Raw genomic sequence first — 16,492 nt, 5'->3', positions numbered from 1 at the left:
GGGCGGTGTCTCGGCGGGGGCGGGCCGTCTCGGCGTCAGCGGCGCGCGTGCGTCAGCAGGTGCGCGCCGGGTAGGCCGCGGTCAGGGCGCCCGCGGTGAGCGAGGCGGCCGGGACCGAGGCCTGACGGGTGGTGAAGGCGGCCGAGGCGCTGGCGCCGGGGGCGGCGGTCAGCGTCTGCGAGGCGCCGAACGGCGAGCGGATGACGACCGAGAGGGGCGTCGTGCCCGTGTTCTTCACCACTCCGGTGAGGACGACCTTGCCCGCGACGCAGCGGGTGGACGCGGTGAGCGTCGAGGTCGGTGCCGTCACCACCACGGTCGCGGTGACCGTGACGGCCGTGGAGCTCGAGAGCCGACGGTCGGCGGCGTTGTAGGCCGTCGATCCGTTCGCGCCCACCCACTGGTTGTCGTTCGCACCGATCGTGCGGACGACTCCGGTGACGGAGTAGCGGCCGGGCGCCGTCGCCACCGCGGAGGTGTTCCAGGTGACCGGCTGCGAGGCGGTGCCCCGGTTGTAGGCGAGCACGACGTCGGCGCGGGCGGGCAGAGCCGCCGCGGCGTCGGTGCCGGAGGCGACCGTCACCTCGCCGAGGTCCGAGCGGACCGCGGAGGCGGCGTCGGCCGAGCGGACCTCGGCGTACTGCCCCGCGGTCAGCGAGACGATGCCGCCGTGCTTGGTCGACGAGGCGAGCGAGAAGCCCGGGTCGGTGAGCTGGGTCCAGCCCGTGTCGAGGTCGTTCGTCACCATCGGCTTGTAGCCGGTCGCGGGGATCACGTCGACGTACAGGTACCAGGTGTCCTCGCCGTGGTCCTTGAACACCGCGGGGCCCTCGACCCCACCGGGGTTGCCGCCGGACCACACCGCGCCGATGCGCGACTGGATCTGCGTCCACGAGGTCGTCGGCAGCCACCAGGTCGCCGAGGTGGTCGACTCCATGTAGATGCCCTTGCCGGTGCCGTTGTCCTTCGAGATCCGGTAGGTCGTGCCGGAGTCCTGGATCAGCGTGGTGTCGATCGTGTCGGCCCCGGTGTCGATGAAGGTGCCGCCGTACGAGTAGGTGGCCTGCGTGAAGTCCGTGGTCGCTCCCCAGAGCACGCGGGAGGATCCGGTGCCCGGCGTGTGCGCCGCGGTCGGGTAGACCGTCGAGGACCAGTAGACGACGAACGCGCCCTTGCCGGGTCCCGCGTAGTCCGGCACCCACGTGGCCTCGGGAGCCCACATCATGCCGGCCTCGAGCTTCTTCGTCCCCGCGGCGTCGAGCGCCACGTCGAACTGGCGGACGTCGCTCCACGACACGAGGTCGCTCGACTCCCAGACGTTCATCTTCGTGCTGCCCTTGGTGGTCCAGTAGCACCAGGTGTCGCAGGTGCTGGGGCCCCGGTCGCCGCCGAAGACGCGGAGGTCCGTGGCGATGATGTAGTACTTCTTCGTGTCGGGGTTGTAGGTCAGGTACGGGTCGCGGACACCGGTGGTGCCGAGGTCGGAGGCCAGGATCGGCTTCGCGCCGTTGAGCGGGTCCCACTTCTCCGGGTCGTCGCCGCGGGAGACGTCGAGGTAGATCTTCTCGGCGTAGCCCTGGGAGTCCTCGACGAAGTGGACCATCATGTAGCCGTAGGGGGTGTCGACGCCGACCTGCGGCTCGACCGTCACGGCGATCGAACGGGTCTGCACGATTCCGCGGATCGACGCCGTCGCGGTGAGCGACGAGGTGCGCGCGGCCTGGCCCACGGCGGGGCGGTCGGCGCTGAGGGTGCGGCCGTCGGCCGAGACGCGCAGGGTCGGGTCGCTGGAGGACCAGGTCACCGCTCCTCCGTAGTCGGGCAGGTTCGTGGTCGAGTCGTCGACGGTGAGCGGGGCGACCCCGGCCAGCACGGCGGCGGCGATCGGGGAGAACGTGGAGGCGTGAGGCTTCGCGTCGACGCTCGACACGGCCACCACCTCCGCCCCGGTGAGCGCGCGGTCGTAGACGCGGAACGCCGAGACCTCGCCCGTGTAGAACGGGTCGGGGTACGGTGCTCGGCCGATCGTGTTGAGCGACTGGTCGGCCACCGACGAGGGGCGCAGGGCGGTGGGCGCCGAGGCGACCTGGACGCCGTCGACGAAGAACGAGATCGTGCCGGCGCTGCCGTCGATCACCGACGTGAGGCTGTACCAGCGGTCGGCGGTGAGGGCGGAGGCGCTGCGGGCGTTGTTCTCGCCGTTCCCTCCGCTGGTCGTGATCGCGGTGCGCACGCGATCGCGGACGGACGCGAACCAGTACTGGTTCGTACTGTCGCTGCCGATGTTCCACAGGAAGTGGAAGTTCGAGAGCATCGACGCGTCGGCGCGGGTCTCGATCGTGACGGTGGCCGACGAGCGGCCGGTCAGCAGGTTCGCGGGCAGCTGCACCCAGGGGGCCGTGGTGCTGCTCTTGGGGCCGCCGGTGAGGCGGAGCGACGTGCCGGTCCAGAGCGCGTCGGTCGCGTTGCGGACGGTGGCGGCTCCCACGCCTCCGCTCACGGTGTTCGGGACCGTGCTGCCGGTGGTCTGCGTGAACCGGTAGTCGGCGAGGAGGCCCTGCTGCGGGATCACGGCATCGGCCGCCTGCGCTGCCGGAGCCGGGGCGACGAGGCCCGAGAGCAGCACTGCTCCGAGGCCGAGCGCGGCGAGCGCGGCGCGCAGCGGCGCTCGCCGCGCGGGTGTGGTGGTGGGGGGCATGGTGCTCCTTCAATGGAGTGGTGCGGTTCAGGGAGGGGGAGAGGATCTCGGGGTGCCGAGCCCTGCTGGGTCGAGCAGCGCCGTCAGGGGCGTGTCGGAGCCTGTGTGCGGAGCACGAAGGGCTCGATACGCCGCCGGGCGGCTGCTCGACCGGCAGGGAGGGGCAGCTGCTCGACCGGCACGAGGGATCAGCCGCCGGGGTTCGTGTCGGTGTACCCGGTGGTCGGGGCGGTGGTGCCGAGTGCCGCGAGGGTGGGCGCCTTCCGCATCACGACGGGGTTGCCCGGGCTGTCGCGACCATGGAGCAGTCGCCGTCGTGGAACTCGATCGCGGGGTCGGCGGTGTCCGGCGCGATCGGGTCGGTGGAGGTCGGCTTGTCGAGGGCGACGGCCGGGGAGGCGGCGGTGAAGGGCAGCGGAGCCACCGCGGCGAGGAGGATCAGCAGCCCGGCCGTGTGGCGGCGCCGGAGCCCCGCGGATCGGGGGAGCTCGGCGTCGACGGGCGTCGATGCGGTCGTCATCGTGACTCCATCGTCAGGGGCGGCGTGGGGCCCGGAGGCGCACCGTGAGCGGCGCGCCCCCGGGGGCGGGGGGGCTGCGGAGAGGCGCCGGAGGGCGCCAACAGGAGAGGCCCGGTGGACCTCGGAGAAGAACTCGCCGTGACTCGCAGGATCCGGCGCGACCTCCACCTCGAGGCCTCCGACGCCGCCAGCTGCACGGTTTGTTCACGGTAACAGGGCGTCTGCGCAAACTCAACGGCCCCCGTGAGCGGGGGTGGCATCACTTCACGGCGCCTGCGGTCCGCGCGGTCGCTTTCGTCACGGAGGAAGGATCCGCGGCGCCCCGTGGAACGGCGCAGGCGACGTGGGCCGGATCGGACGTTCGTCGTGAGTCGTGATCAGCACCGCCGTCCCGAGCCGCCGTCCTCTTTCTTCCACCGCCGCTCGCGCCTCCGCCGCCGCTGTCAAGAGGGGAGAGACGGTCCGCGCCCCTCGCCTAGGGTGCCGGGATGCCCCGCACCCGGACGTCCCGCGCCGCCCTCGCCTGGCGGGAGGCGGTCACCGGCTCGCGCCTGATGCTCGCTCTCAAGACGGCGCTGGCGGTCGGCATCGCCTGGGCCGTCGCGCCGCTCGCTCCCGGAGTCGCGGAGCAGTACCCGTACTACGCGCCGCTCGGCGCCCTCGTGAGCATGTACCCGACCCTGATGGGCTCGGTCCGCACCGGACTGCAGACCCTGCTCGGCCTGGCGGCGGGGATCGGGCTCGCCGCCCTCGTGGTGGTCACCGTCGGCCCGACCTGGTGGACGATCCCGCTCGTCGTCGGGATCGGCGTGGTCCTCTCGGGGACGGGGTGGTTCGGCGCGGGCCGCGAGTACGTGCCGATGGCGGCCCTCTTCGTGCTGATCATCGGCGGGGCCGACGCCGAGGACTACTCCCTCGGCTACCTCGTGCAGATGGCGGTGGGCGTGGTGGTGGGGCTGCTGGTGAACGTGGTCGTCGCCCCCGGGCTCACCATCGAGGCGGCGTCCGCCCGGGTCGACGCGTTCCGGCGCGAGCTCGCGGAGCACCTGCGCCAGCTGGCCGCCGCGCTCGAGGAGACGTGGCCGCCCGAGCACGAGGCCTGGGCCCGCAACGGCGAGGAGCTGGCCCGGACGGCGGAGGAGGTCCGCGCGGCCCTCGCGGACGCGGACGAGAGTCGCAAGGGGAACCCGCGCGCGCTGCTGCACCGCCGCGACTCCCGGTCCGACCACCTCCGCCTCGAGACGCTCGACGCGATCCTCTTCCACGTCCGCGATCTGAGCGGCGCCCTCGCGGACACCATCTGGGAGCGGCCGGGCGCGCTCCCGTTCGATCCGGCCCTCGGCCCGCCGCTGAGCGAGGCCTGCCGGGCGGTCGCCGACGCGATCGACCGCGATGACGCCGGCTCCCCCGCCGCGCACCGGGCGATCGGGGGCGCGGCCCGCGCGATCCGGCACCTCGTGCAGGTCGTCGACGAGCGGACCGCCGCGACCTCCCGGACCCTCGGTCCCGGTGTCCTCGCGGCCATGCACCTCCGCCGCGTCCTGGTGCGCCTGCAGCACGACGGCGCGGAGCCTCAGGAGGAGTGAGGTCTGGCGCCTCCCGCCCCATACTGATATGGTGATGGGACATCAGGAGGACGGGGACGACGTGGAGCGGACGGTGACGACGACGAGCCTCCGTGGTCGCACGCCTGAGCGGGTGACCATGGAGGCTCGTCTGGCCTTCGGGCAGGCGCTACTCGCAGACGAAGAAGGCGACCTCCACGTAGCCCATCGTCTGCGAACGGGTGTCGACGTCGGAGTTCTCGACGGTCACGCCGGACGCGGCGAAGCTGCTGCCTCCTGCGCCCGTCGACGCGTTGGCCGCGTAGGAGCCGCCACCCCGCACCCACAGGGAGGTGCCGCCGCCGGCACCGCCGAAGTAGCCGCCGCCACCGCCACCGGACGCATAGGTCACCTGGCGGCTCGCGTTCGTCCTCGGTGCGCCGGCACCGCCGTCGCGCCCGGAGCCCGGGCTGCCGAGAACCGACTCGGTCACGTTCACCGTCGTCACACCGGGCTGCCCCGGCCCGGTCTGGCTTCCGCCGGTGCTCGGAGCCTGCTCTGTGGAGCCGGTGCTGCTGTCCGCGCGCGAGACGGCGCTGTCGTAGCCGGAGCCGCCGACGGGGCCGCCGGACCCCGCGTTCGGCCCGACGCGGGCGGACCGGGTGAAGTCGTTCGAGGTGAAGCCGGCTGCGCTACCGCCGCCGCCGCCCGCGATGACGAGCAGGGAGCCCGCGGCGGTGATCCCGCTGGCCCCGCCCCCTCCTCCGGAGCCGATGTAGCCCGGAGTGCCCGGAGCCCCGCCGTTGCCGAGCCCCCGGCCGCCGGCCTGGTTGCTGCCGCCCGAGCCCGCGGTGATGACGATCTCGGACGCTCCGCCGAGCGCGTCGACGGGGATGGTGCCCGTCACCCGCGCACCGGCGCTGGTGACGTCCGACCCGGTGCGGACGCCGCCGCCGTCTCCGCCGACCGCCGTGAAGCGGACCCACTGGGTTCCCGCGGGCACGGGGATCGTCCGGGCCGCGAGCGCGGTGGTCGAGGTGGCGTCGATGCGCTGCGCGTCCTGCAGGGCGCACTGGGGGGCGGTCGAGGCCGACGCCATCGGAGCGGCGATCGAGGCGGCCACCACGGGAATCGCCCATGCGGCGCCCTTCACCACGGTTCGGCGCTGGGTCAGACGATCGGGGGCGCCGGTCGGCGTGCTGGTGTCTTCGTTCTGCATCGGAGTCCTTCTGTCATCGTGCACCCCTGGGTATCGGGGGCAGAGTCGGGTGAGAGGCGCGGGAGGATGCCCGTGCCTCTCCGACAGAGTCGCCTGCTCCGCGACGGGGCACGCCGCTCGAGGCCGCTCTGGCGCGAACCTGCCCAGAGGCGGCGCGCCGCGCCTCCCGCGCCTCATCCTCAGCAGCTTCTCCGCACCGCCGACCAGTCGTGCACGACGTCGCAGATGCCCCGTCGGACTCGCCGATACGGACCCTCCGAGCGGGCGGCCCGACTCGCGAGCACCCTGGACCGAGCGGCCCGGAGAGCCCGCGACGGCCGAGCGCAGAACCCGACGTCAGTCCGTCGCCGGCCTGCGACGGCCGAACGGGCAGCCCGGCGTCAGCCCGGCGTCACGCCCCGACGGCCGAACGGCCAGCCCGGCATCAGCCCGGCATCAGCCCAGCGCCAGCCCGGCGTCAGCCCGCGTCGGCGAGCAGCGCCTCGCGGTCGAGCCGCTTCGCGTAGCAGCGCGCGCTCGGCTCGTCGCCCCAGTAGCCGTAGCCCGCGATCGGGTCGTAGCCGGCGCTCGCGTAGAGCGCCATCGCCTCCGGCTGCTCCGTGCCGGTGACCAGTCGGAGCAGCTCCACGCCCTCGCGGGCCGCCAGCCGCTCGACGCCGGCGAGCAGCACGCGGCTGAGCCCGCGGCCCCGCGCGGCGCTCACCACGAACATCCGCTTGATCTCGCCGATCCCGTCCTCGACCGCGAGCGCCACGCAGCCGACGAGCCCGCCGTCGACCTCGAGCAGCAGGGTCGGAGCGTCGGCGGGAGGGCGCGGACCGGTGTCGTCGCCGCCGTAGCGGGCGAGGAGGTCGGCCTCCTGCAGGGCGAAGAGGTCCGTGGCGGCCGGGTCTCCGGCCGTGGTCTCGATCAGGCGGTGCACGGCACGATGCTACGGCGCGGCGGCGAGCCCCGCGGCGATCCCGGTCAGCTGCTCGAGCACGGCCCGCACGGCCGAGCGCTCCAGCGTCTCGGGCCGGGCGAGGCAGTCGATGTGGCGGCCGAGCCCCGGGATCCCGAGCGGCCGCAGCACCACCTCCGGTGTGCGCCGCAGGTCGGTCGTGTACCGCGGCAGCAGCGCGACGCCGTCGCCCGCCGACACGACCGCCGCCGCGACCAGGAAGTCGTTGATCCGGTGCGGGATGCGCGCGTCGCCGCCCGCGAGGACCGCGATGGCGTCGATCGCCCGCTCCAGGGGGAAGCCCTCGTGCACCGCGACCCACTCCTCGTCGCGGAGGTCGGCGGGGCGGACGACGTCCTTCGCGGCGAGCGGATGGTCGCGCCGCAGCGCGAGGTCGAGCGGCTCGAAGAGGAGGGGCGTCGACCGCACGGTCCCGGGCCACTCGGCGCTGCCGGCGAGCCGGTGCGCGACGACCAGGTCGTGGTCCGCGGTCAGCCCGGCGAAGGCGCTCTGCGCCACGTCGAAGTCGGCGAGCGCGACGCCCGGCCGACCCGGTGCGCGCAGCATTTGCAGCAGCGGGCCGAACATCGCCAGCCCCGCGCTGTGGAACGCGGCGACCGAGACGGTGCCGCTCGGCTCCCCCTCGAAGTCCGCGACCGCCCGCGCCGCGCGCTCGAGCGCCACCTCCACCTCGACCACGGCGGCGGCGAGAGCGCGGCCGGCGGGGGTCAGCGCGGTCCGGCGCCCGTCGCGGAAGGTCAGCGCCGTCGGAGTGCGGCGCTGCAGCGCGCTGATCTGCTGCGAGACGGAGGAGGGGGACACCCGCATCGCGGCGGCGACGGCGGCGATGCTCCCGCGCTCGCCGAGCTCCCGCAGAGCCCTGAGCTGTCCGAGTTCCATGAGTTCCAACTTACGCGTCGGCGCAGAAGATGCAGTCTTGTCCGGCGGGTCTCCGTGCCGCCACGATGAGCCGTGCGCGCTCTCCTCTCCCGCTTCCGGGTCGACCTCCTCCTGCTCGTGGTCGCCGCCTCCTGGGGCTCGACCTACTTCGCGGCGAAGGAGCTCGTCACCGACTCCAGCGTGATGGCGTTGCTCGGCTCGCGGATGACCCTCGCCGCGCTGTGCCTGGCCGTGATCGTCGCGGCGCGGCGGCACCGGATCACCGCGGCGGAGTGGCGGGTCGGCGTGACCATCGGGGCGCTGCTCGCGACGATCTTCGCGCTCGAGACCTACGGCATCGCCGGCACCTCCGCCACCAACGCGGGCCTCATCATCAGCCTGACGATCGTGATCACGCCGATCCTCGACTCCGCCGTCACGAAGCGCCGCCTCCCGGGCCGCTTCCTGCTCGCATGCCTCGTCGCGGTCGTCGGGGTCGCGCTGCTCGCGGGCAACGGCGCCCTCCGCCCGCTCTCCCCCGGCGACCTGCTGATCCTCGGCGCCGCCGTCGTGCGGGCCGTGCACGTCACGTCGATGCACCGCCTCTCGGCGCGAGCGCCGATGGACTCCCTCCGCCTGACCACGGTGCAGCTCGGCACCTGCGCCGTCGTCTTCAGCGCCGCGTCGCTCGTCGTCGGCGTGCCGATCCCCGAGTACGTCGCGGGGCTCGACCCCGTGGGCACCGGCCTGTTCCTCTACCTCGTCCTGGTCTGCACCGTCTTCGGCTTCCTCGTGCAGACGTGGGCGGTCCGCCGCACCTCCCCCTCCCGCGTCAGCCTCCTGCTGGGCACCGAGCCGGTGTGGGCCGCGGTCGTCGGAGTCGCGCTCGCCCGCGACCCGATCGCCCCGGTCGGCTTCCTCGGCATCGCGCTGATCCTCGCGGGCACGGCCTGGGGCCGCTCCCTCGAGCAGCGGACGGCGCCCGACGTGCCGACCGCGGCGGCCGCTCCGGAGGCGCTGCTCGCCCCCGAGCCGGAGGACGAGCACCGGCGTCCCGTCGAGCGGTAGCCGGGTCAAGGGACTCGCGTGCGGCGTCCCGATGTGGGGGAATCGGATCGGGAGGCGTCCGCCGCGGGCGCCGCCGGAGGAGGATCCATGTCGCTCAGCGTGCTGTTCATCGGCGGGACGGGCATCATCAGCGCCGCCTGCGTCCGCGAGGCGCTGCGGCTCGGCCACGACGTGACCGTGCTGAACCGGGGGCGGACGTCGCTCCGCCCGCTGCCCGAGGGTGTCCGCGAGGTGCAGGCCGACGGCCGCGACCGCGACTTCGTCACCGCCGCCCTCGGCGACAAGACCTTCGACGCCGTCATCGACTTCGTCGCCTTCACGCCCGAGCACGTGCAGCAGGACATCGACCTGTTCTCCGGCCGCACGGGCCAGTACGTCTTCATCAGCTCGGCCTCGGCCTACCAGAAGCCGCCGCGCAGCCTCCCGGTCACCGAGTCGACTCCGCTCCGGAACCCCTACTGGCAGTACTCCCGCGACAAGATCGCGTGCGAGGACCTGCTCGTGGCCGAGTACCGCGCGAGCGGCTTCCCGGTCACGATCGTCCGCCCCTCGCACACCTACGACCGCACCGCGCTGCCCGTCGACGGAGGCTGGACCGTCGTCGACCGGATGCGCCGCGGCCAGGAGGTGGTCGTCCTCGGCGACGGCACCTCGCTCTGGACGCTCACGCACGCCGACGACGTCGCTGTCGGCCTGGTCGGTCTTCTCGGCGCCTCCGCCGCGATCGGCGAGGCGTTCCACATCACCGGCGACGAGACGCCGACCTGGGACGAGATCCACCGCGACCTCGCCGCGGCGGCCGGAGTCGAGCCGCGCCTCGTGCACGTCGCCTCCGACGCGATCGCCGCGGCCGACCCCGAGCTCGGTGCCGGGATCATCGGCGACAAGGCGCACTCGATGGTGTTCGACAACGCGAAGATCCGCCGCCTCGTCCCGGCGTACTCCCCCTCGGTGCGCTTCAGCGACGGCGCCCGCGAGATCGTGGAGTGGTACGACGCCGACGAGTCGCGCCGCGTGGTCGACGAGCGGATGAACGGCCTGTTCGACGCGCTGATCGAGCGGTACCGGCCGCGCCCGCTGTGAGGGTCGGGCGGGGGGTGCGCGAGTCCGCCGGCTCCGCCCCTCCCGGCCGCTGCACCCCGCTCGGCTCCTCCGCCCGCGCCGGCGCCCCCGCTCAGCCGATCGGCTCGAGCCGAACCAGGAACCCGCCCGGCACTCCCGGCTGCAGCTCCTGGTACTCGGACGGCACGCGGTAGGAGCCCTCGCCGACCGCGGTCACGGTGAAGGCGACGTCCGTGCGCGTGCCTGCGAGGAAGACGGTGTAGACGTCGGTGCCGTCCTCGGCGGTGCGCTTCCCGGCCGCCGCGCCGACCCAGCGGTGCCCGCCCGGATCGGCCGTCGCCGTCTCCCCGAGGGTCGCGTCGATCGCGGCCGGGTCGACGCCCACGGTGCGGATCCCGTCCTGGCACTCGCGCCAGACGCCCGTGAATCCCGGGTCGGGGTCGGAGTAGCAGAACATCATCGACCCATCGGGCGCGACGTGCAGGTCGCCGTAGCCGCCGACCACCGGCCCGGAGACGGGGGCGGTCGTGGGCCCGGACGTCGGCTCGGGGTCGGCCGGCGCGGTGCACCCGGCGAGCGCGAGGACGAGCACCGCCGCCGCTCCCGCTCGCCACCTCATGTGCGCAACCTACTGGAGCCGCGCCCCCGCCCGTCCGTGTGCCGGGCCGGGAGTCCGCCGGGAGCCGGCCCGCCCTCAGACCAGCCGGCGGCCGCTGAAGCGGTCGACGGGGGCGTCGTGGCGCATCGCCCGCTCGTACATCCGCCGGAACGGCTCGGTGAGCACGCCGTTCGTGCGGTCCAGCGAGTCCTGCCAGGCCACGATCTCCCCCAGCTGCGCGGCGAGATCCGCGCGGAGGGCCGCCTCGTCGACGGTGGTCGAGACGCCCTTCGAGACGACGACCCGGCCCGCGACGATCACGGTGTCGATCGACGAGCCGTTCTCGGAGTAGACGAGCTGGTTCTCGAGCCGCTGGCGCGGGGTGAAGTTCAGCGTCTCGAGGTCGTAGACGACGAGGTCGGCCTGCTTGCCGACCTCGATGCTGCCGGTGACGTCGTCGAGCACGGCGCTGCGCGCGCCTCCGATCGTGCCGGCCGTGAGCACCTCGGACACGGTCGGCCAGGTGGCGATGTCCGGATCCGTGACCTTGTGCAGGAGCGCCGCGGCCTTCACGACGTCGAGCATGCGCGGAGAGTCGCTGCTCGAGCAGCCGTCGGTGCCGAGGCCGAGGTTCACGCCCGCGTCGTGCAGCGCGCGCCACGGGGCGATGCCCGAGCCGAGCTTGAGGTTCGAGATCGGGTTGTGCGAGACGGACGTGCCGGCGGCGGCGATCCGCTCCATGTCGGAGTCGGTGAGCCAGATCCCGTGGGCGAAGGTCGTGTTCGGGGAGAGCGCGCCGATCCGCTCCATGTACTCGACCAGCGTCGAGCCGTAGGACAGCTCGCCGGTCACCAGCTGCGTCTTCGTCTCGAGGACGTGGATGTGGCACTCCGCCCCGTGCTCGAGCGCCAGCTCGGTCGCCCCCACGAGCAGCTCGGGCCCGCAGCGCTGAGGAGCGGACGGCGCGACCATGTAGCGCAGCCGACCGCCTCCCCTCCCGTGCTGGGTCGCGAACGCCTCGCGGCTGAAGGCGAGGTAGCCCTCCGTCGTCGGGCGCGACGCCGACCGCGCCTGGTCGAGGATCTCCGCGGGCACGTACTCCTCGAGGAACGGCATCGTCTCGTGGAAGGGCCTGCTGATCACGTGGCCCGAGATGTTGGCGCGGACTCCGATCTCGTCGTACGCATCGAAGACCGCGGCGAGCTGCTCAGCGTCCTGGTCCGGGTTCTCGAGCACGTCGTCGACCAGGGTCGTGACCCCGGCCTTCAGCGATTCGAGGGCGAAGAGCGACGAGCGCAGCCGCACCAGATCCGGAGCGACGCGGCTGTTCCCGAGGATCGGGTACGACAGCAGCATCCACAGCTCGAGCGGCAGGTTGTCGTAGCGGCCCTTGTAGAGGTACTCCCACGAGTGGGTGTGGGCGTTGACGAAGCCGGGGACGACCAGGCGGTCGCGCCCGTCGATCACCTCGTCGCCCGGCTCGGGGACGAGGCCCGGGCCGATCGCGACGATCAGCTCGTCGACGATGCGGATGCTCGCCGTGATCGGGACGGCGCCCGAGACCGGGTCCATGGTGATCACGGCGGCGTCGGAGAGGAAGAGGGGCATGGCGGTTCCGTTCGTGGTGCGGGGTGGGACGGGGCGGGCCGGCTCGCGAGGGGGCCGGCCCGCGGAGGGGCTCGGGCTCAGCCGCGGACGGGCTCGGGCTCCGCGGCGACCGGCGCGGCCGACTCCCGGCGCTCGACCCAGGCGGGAGCGTCCCGGCCGAGCAGGAGGTAGGCGATGCCGGCCGAGACTCCGCCCGCGAGCCACGAGACGTCGACGCCGCCGAGGGCGGTCGCGGCCGGACCCTGCAGGGCGGGCACCGAGCCGTTCATGAACAGCCAGGTCAGGGTCGCGCCGATCGCGAAGGAGAGCAGCGCCCGCCAGCGGACGTCCGGCAGCAGCGGCGAGCCGACCGGGGCGAACAGGTGCCCGAAGGAGCGGACGCGCGGCTCGAACACGGTGTAGTGCACCAGCACGATCGCACCCCACGGGGCGACCCAGCCGACGAGGCCGACCAGCCACGCGTCGAGCGTGGTGGCGAGGTCGTCCTGGAACACGAAGAACACCGCGGCCGCGAAGGCCAGCACGCCGACGATGAGGCTGAGCGCGCGGCGCCCGAGCCTGATGTCGAGGGCCTGGGTCGCCATGCCGAACGAGTAGATGTTGAGGACGTTGGTCGCGATCGGACCGTGCACCACCAGGAGCAGCACGGGGATCGCGAGGGCACCGAAGTTCTCGACGATCAGCTCCCCGGGATCCACGGAGCCGTTCTTCGTCGCGAGGGTCGCGCCGAGGACGCCGAGCCAGACCACCGGGATGAACTGGCCGAGGACGCTGGCGAGGTAGAGCCCCCGCTTCGAGGAGCGGGGTCCGACGAAGCGGGAGTAGTCGCCGGCGTAGGCGAGCCAGGTGAGGCCCCAGCCGATACCGATGGCGGTCATCACGATGGACATGGCCGCGATGCGGTCGCCTCCGGTGAGCGCGCCCTCCGCGGGGCCGGCGTAGGACCAGTCGATGTCGAGGAAGAACCAGGCGACGACCGACATGATCGCCAGCACCAGGAGGGTCGGCGGCACGGTCCAGCGCTCGAAGGCGGCGATCGCGCGGTAGCCGAGGAAGGAGATCGCGACCTGCACCGCCATGATCACCGCGGCCACCGCGATCTTCCAGCCGACGTTCGCCTGCTCCGGGTCGACGACGCCGACGGAGCCGAGGAGCGCGATGACCAGGTCGAGGACGATCCAGGTGTTGATGGCGCACCAGCCGATCACGACCACGGCCTGGATTGCGGCCGGGACGTAGTTGCCGCGCCGGCCGAAGATCGCCCGTCCCACGAGCATCCCGGTCGCCCCCGTCCGCTGGCCGAGGAGGACGAAGAAGCCGAACACCGCCATCCCGACGACGTTGCCGAGCACGAGGACGGTGACGGTGTCCGCCAGGCCGAGGCCCATGTTCACGCCGAGGGCGCCGAGCACCCAGTTGATGGGGGCGATGTTGGCGCCGGCCCAGATCCAGAACTGCCCGTCGAGCCGGGCGGTGCGCCGGGAGTCGGGCAGGGGACTCAGCGCGTCCTCGGCGTCGGCGGTGCCGTGCAGGGTGTCGGTGCTCATGGCGGATCCTCTCGGGGAGGGAGATGAAGGGGAGGGCGGGGCGCCCGGTGAGGCTCCACTCTCGTGCGGACCCGTTTCGGGCGGCGCGTCCGCGTGTAAATTCGCCGTGACGCGAGAGGACGTTCTGTATGGCCTACCTGCTGTCGGACGCGATGCGGGATCCGCGCCTCGCCGCCATGCTCCCGGTGGTGGCCGCCGGGCACGCGGCCGCCGAGCGCGCCGTGATCCGCTGGGCCCACACGAGCGAGCAGCTCGACATCGCGCCCCTCCTCCTCGGAGGCGAGCTGCTCCTGATGGAGGGCGCGCTCCTCTCGACCGATCAGGACCCGGCGGAGTGCCGCGAGTACGTGCGGTCTCTGGTGGATGCGGGAGTCGGCGCCCTCGCTCTCGAGCTCTCGCCGCGCCTGCCCGCGGTGCCGCCGCCGATCGTCGCGGCGGCCGACGAGCTCGGCCTCCCCGTGCTCGCCCTGCCCCGGCGCGTCCCCTTCGTGCAGGTCTGCGAGAGCATCAACACCCACCTCACCGAGCAGAAGTTCCGGAGCATCCGACTGGCGGACAGAGTGTCCGGTCTGCTGGCCGACGCGGCCTCCGGGGACGCCGGTGTCGACGAGCTCCTGCAGGTCGTCGCCTCCGCGACGGGCGCCTCCGCCTCGCTCGTCTCGCTCACGGGCGACGAGATCGCCCGCGCCTCGCCCGGGCCGGGCGTCGACACGGAGCCGACGGCCGGGACGTTCTCGAACGTGCTGCACGCGGGCGACTCCCTCCTGGGCACCCTGCATCTGCGGGCCCACGCCGACGCCGACCTCCACGCCGTCGCCGTCGCGCTCGACCGGGCGCCGGACGTCCTCGCGATCGCCGTGCTCCGGCACCGCCCGCCGTCGGTCACCGAGCGGCTGACCGCCCAGCTCTTCGCGATCGCATCTGTCGAGCGCGCGGACCAGGCGGCCGACCTCCAGATCGACGCCTTCCTCGGCCGCCTCGGCGCCGGCTCCCGGGAGCGCTACCTCGGCGTCCGGGCCGACACCGGTCACGACGACCGGCGGCTCCGCGCTCTGCTCCGCCTCCTGACGGGCGCGGGAGCGGATCCCGGCCCGGTGCTCTGCGTGGTCGGCTCCGAGCTGCTGGCGCTGCTGCCGTTCGCCACCGCCGCCGCGATGGAGGAGGGCCGCGCGGAGCTGCTGCGCCTCGGCGCCGCCCTCGACTCGGACGCTCTGCTCTGCGTCGGAAGCGGGCTCGGCGGGCAGGAGCGGGTGCCCCGGGAGCTGGCGGAGGTGCGCGGCGCGCTCGAGTGGGCGCCCGCGGGCGGAGTCGTCGACTCGCGCCAGTACCGCCTGGAGCGGTTCGCGAGCTCCCTGCAAAACGATCCGGAGGCGGACGACCTCGTCGAGGAGGTGCTCGGGCCCCTGCGCGCCCAGCGCGGCGAGCTGCTCGCCACCCTCGAGGCCTTCGCGTCGCTGTGGGGGAGCAAGACGGCGACGGCGGCCTCGCTCGGCATCGGCCGGCAGACCCTCTACGACCGGCTCGCGCGGATCGAGGAGCTGATCGGCCCGCTCGACTCGTCGCCGGCCCGCGCCCGGGTCGTCATGACCGCCGTCTTCCTGCACCGGGCGCGCGCGGCGCTCCCGGCGGGCTCGCCTCCGGTCGGGCGGACGTTCCCGCCTCCCGCCGAACGCTGACGCGGCCGGACCGCATCGAACGGCTCAGGCGGGCAGCAGCTCCGCGACGAGCGCCTGCACGCGGGCCCTGATGTCGTCGCGGATCGAGCGGACCTCCTCGAGCGGTCGGCCCTTCGGGTCGGCGAGGTCCCAGTCCTCGTAGCGCTTGCCCGGGAAGACGGGGCAGACGTCGCCGCAGCCCATCGTGATCACGACGTCGGAGGCCTGGACCTGCTCGGTGGTCATCAGCTGCGGGACGGCCTGCGAGATGTCGATGCCCTCCTCCGCCATCGCCTCGATCGCGATCGGGTTGATGCTGTCGCCGGGCTCGGAGCCGCCGGAGCGGACCTCGACGGCGCCGCCGGAGAGGGCGCGGAGGTAGCCGGCGGCCATCTGCGAGCGGCCGGCGTTGTGGATGCAGACGAAGAGGACGGTGGGGGCGGCCATCGGGGCTCCTGGTGTCGAGGGGCGGTGCTCGGAGGAGCACCCGGCGAGGGTAGCGCGCCCGGGCGAACGGCTCGCAGGCCTGCGGAGCCGCAGGAGACTCTGACGGCCGGGTCGGGAATATACCCCCCGGGGGTATGTTGCACTCCCCTGGACCGAACCGGAGGAGACACCATGACCGACCACGCCCACCACCACCCGACCACCTGGCGCGCCGCCGCCCTCGCGACCCTGCACTGCCTGACCGGCTGCGCGATCGGCGAGGTCCTCGGCATGGTGATCGGCTCCGCCCTGGGGCTGCCCGCCCTGGCGACGGTCGCCCTCTCGATCGTCCTCGCGTTCGTGTTCGGCTACGCGCTCACGCTGCGGGGCGTGCTCCGCTCCGGAGTGACGTGGCGCGCCGCCGTCGGCATCGCGCTGGCGGCCGACACCGTCTCGATCGCCGTGATGGAGGTCGTCGACAACACGGTGGTGCTCGCGATCCCCGGAGCGATGGACGCGGGCCTCTCGTCCGGCCTCTTCTGGGGCTCGCTCGCCGGCGCCCTGGCCCTGGCCTTCGTCGTCACGACCCCGGTGAACCGCCTGCTCATCTCCCGCGGCCGCGGCCACGCGGTCGTCCACGGCCTGCACTGCTGAGCCGCGCGGGTCTCGACAGGGCGCCTGCGGCGGCTGCTCGACCAGCAGGAGGCGCGTGCCGATCGAGTCGCCCG

Annotated in this window: 14 protein-coding genes; 5 read left to right on the top strand and 9 right to left on the bottom strand. The window is 73.6% G+C overall.

Annotated elements, in window-relative coordinates:
* Window positions 1-52: 52 nt before the first annotated feature.
* Together C5D09_RS10920 and C5D09_RS10915 are read right to left on the bottom strand one after the other, a co-directional pair.
* A complete protein-coding gene (locus C5D09_RS10920) occupies window positions 53-2,698 on the bottom strand; it encodes a LamG-like jellyroll fold domain-containing protein (protein WP_104222429.1) in 2,646 nt (881 codons plus the stop codon).
* Between the two features lie 268 nt (window positions 2,699-2,966).
* A complete protein-coding gene (locus tag C5D09_RS10915) occupies window positions 2,967-3,218 on the bottom strand; it encodes a hypothetical protein (protein WP_104269303.1) in 252 nt (83 codons plus the stop codon).
* Between the two features lie 488 nt (window positions 3,219-3,706).
* Between C5D09_RS10915 and C5D09_RS10910 the strand changes: the two genes are divergently transcribed.
* On the top strand, window positions 3,707-4,804 hold the full coding sequence (locus C5D09_RS10910; protein WP_104269302.1) for an aromatic acid exporter family protein: 1,098 nt from the start codon (window positions 3,707-3,709) through the stop codon (window positions 4,802-4,804).
* Between the two features lie 148 nt (window positions 4,805-4,952).
* On the opposite strand, the gene C5D09_RS10905 is transcribed toward C5D09_RS10910, so the two are convergent.
* From C5D09_RS10905 to C5D09_RS10895, 3 genes are all read right to left on the bottom strand, one after another.
* On the bottom strand, window positions 4,953-5,981 hold the full coding sequence (locus C5D09_RS10905) for a hypothetical protein (RefSeq protein WP_104269301.1): 1,029 nt from the start codon (window positions 5,979-5,981) through the stop codon (window positions 4,953-4,955).
* 457 nt (window positions 5,982-6,438) lie between these two features.
* On the bottom strand, window positions 6,439-6,903 hold the full coding sequence (locus tag C5D09_RS10900; RefSeq protein ID WP_104226986.1) for a GNAT family N-acetyltransferase: 465 nt from the start codon (window positions 6,901-6,903) through the stop codon (window positions 6,439-6,441).
* Between the two features lie 9 nt (window positions 6,904-6,912).
* A complete protein-coding gene (locus C5D09_RS10895) occupies window positions 6,913-7,821 on the bottom strand; it encodes a LysR family transcriptional regulator (RefSeq protein WP_104269300.1) in 909 nt (302 codons plus the stop codon).
* Between the two features lie 72 nt (window positions 7,822-7,893).
* On the opposite strand from C5D09_RS10895, the gene C5D09_RS10890 reads away from it, so the two are divergent.
* Together C5D09_RS10890 and C5D09_RS10885 are read left to right on the top strand one after the other, a co-directional pair.
* On the top strand, window positions 7,894-8,868 hold the full coding sequence (locus C5D09_RS10890; RefSeq protein WP_219813067.1) for a DMT family transporter: 975 nt from the start codon (window positions 7,894-7,896) through the stop codon (window positions 8,866-8,868).
* Between the two features lie 87 nt (window positions 8,869-8,955).
* Window positions 8,956-9,951: an SDR family oxidoreductase gene (locus C5D09_RS10885; protein ID WP_104269299.1), complete on the top strand. Its 996-nt coding sequence runs from the start codon at window positions 8,956-8,958 to the stop codon at window positions 9,949-9,951.
* 91 nt (window positions 9,952-10,042) lie between these two features.
* Here C5D09_RS10885 and C5D09_RS10880 read toward each other — a convergent pair whose 3' ends face one another.
* From C5D09_RS10880 to C5D09_RS10870, 3 genes are all read right to left on the bottom strand, one after another.
* Window positions 10,043-10,549 carry a hypothetical protein gene (locus C5D09_RS10880; protein ID WP_146085629.1) on the bottom strand — a complete coding sequence of 169 codons (507 nt, stop codon included), beginning with the start codon at window positions 10,547-10,549 and terminating at the stop codon, window positions 10,043-10,045.
* 75 nt (window positions 10,550-10,624) lie between these two features.
* Window positions 10,625-12,136 carry an amidohydrolase family protein gene (locus tag C5D09_RS10875; RefSeq protein ID WP_104269297.1) on the bottom strand — a complete coding sequence of 504 codons (1,512 nt, stop codon included), beginning with the start codon at window positions 12,134-12,136 and terminating at the stop codon, window positions 10,625-10,627.
* 77 nt (window positions 12,137-12,213) lie between these two features.
* Window positions 12,214-13,683: a cytosine permease gene (locus C5D09_RS10870; RefSeq protein WP_104234359.1), complete on the bottom strand. Its 1,470-nt coding sequence runs from the start codon at window positions 13,681-13,683 to the stop codon at window positions 12,214-12,216.
* Between the two features lie 128 nt (window positions 13,684-13,811).
* Here C5D09_RS10870 and C5D09_RS10865 point away from each other — a divergent pair, with 128 nt between their 5' ends.
* Window positions 13,812-15,359 (top strand): PucR family transcriptional regulator, encoded by a 1,548-nt coding sequence (locus C5D09_RS10865; RefSeq protein WP_104269296.1) that lies wholly within the window; start codon window positions 13,812-13,814, stop codon window positions 15,357-15,359.
* A gap of 24 nt (window positions 15,360-15,383) precedes the next feature.
* Here the strand turns inward: C5D09_RS10865 and C5D09_RS10860 are convergent, their stop codons facing one another.
* Window positions 15,384-15,785 carry an arsenate reductase ArsC gene (locus C5D09_RS10860; RefSeq protein ID WP_104222419.1) on the bottom strand — a complete coding sequence of 134 codons (402 nt, stop codon included), beginning with the start codon at window positions 15,783-15,785 and terminating at the stop codon, window positions 15,384-15,386.
* Window positions 15,786-15,956: 171 nt separating this feature from the next.
* Here C5D09_RS10860 and C5D09_RS10855 point away from each other — a divergent pair, with 171 nt between their 5' ends.
* Complete coding sequence (locus C5D09_RS10855) at window positions 15,957-16,418, top strand: DUF4396 domain-containing protein (RefSeq protein ID WP_104269295.1); 462 nt, start codon at window positions 15,957-15,959, stop codon at window positions 16,416-16,418.
* Window positions 16,419-16,492: the final 74 nt, after the last annotated feature.

The organism is Rathayibacter sp. AY1C9 (genome assembly GCF_002932315.1).
GTDB lineage: Bacteria > Actinomycetota > Actinomycetes > Actinomycetales > Microbacteriaceae > Rathayibacter.
The sequence above is the reverse complement of the archived record's forward strand: the minus strand, read 5'-3'. Positions and strand labels throughout refer to the sequence as shown.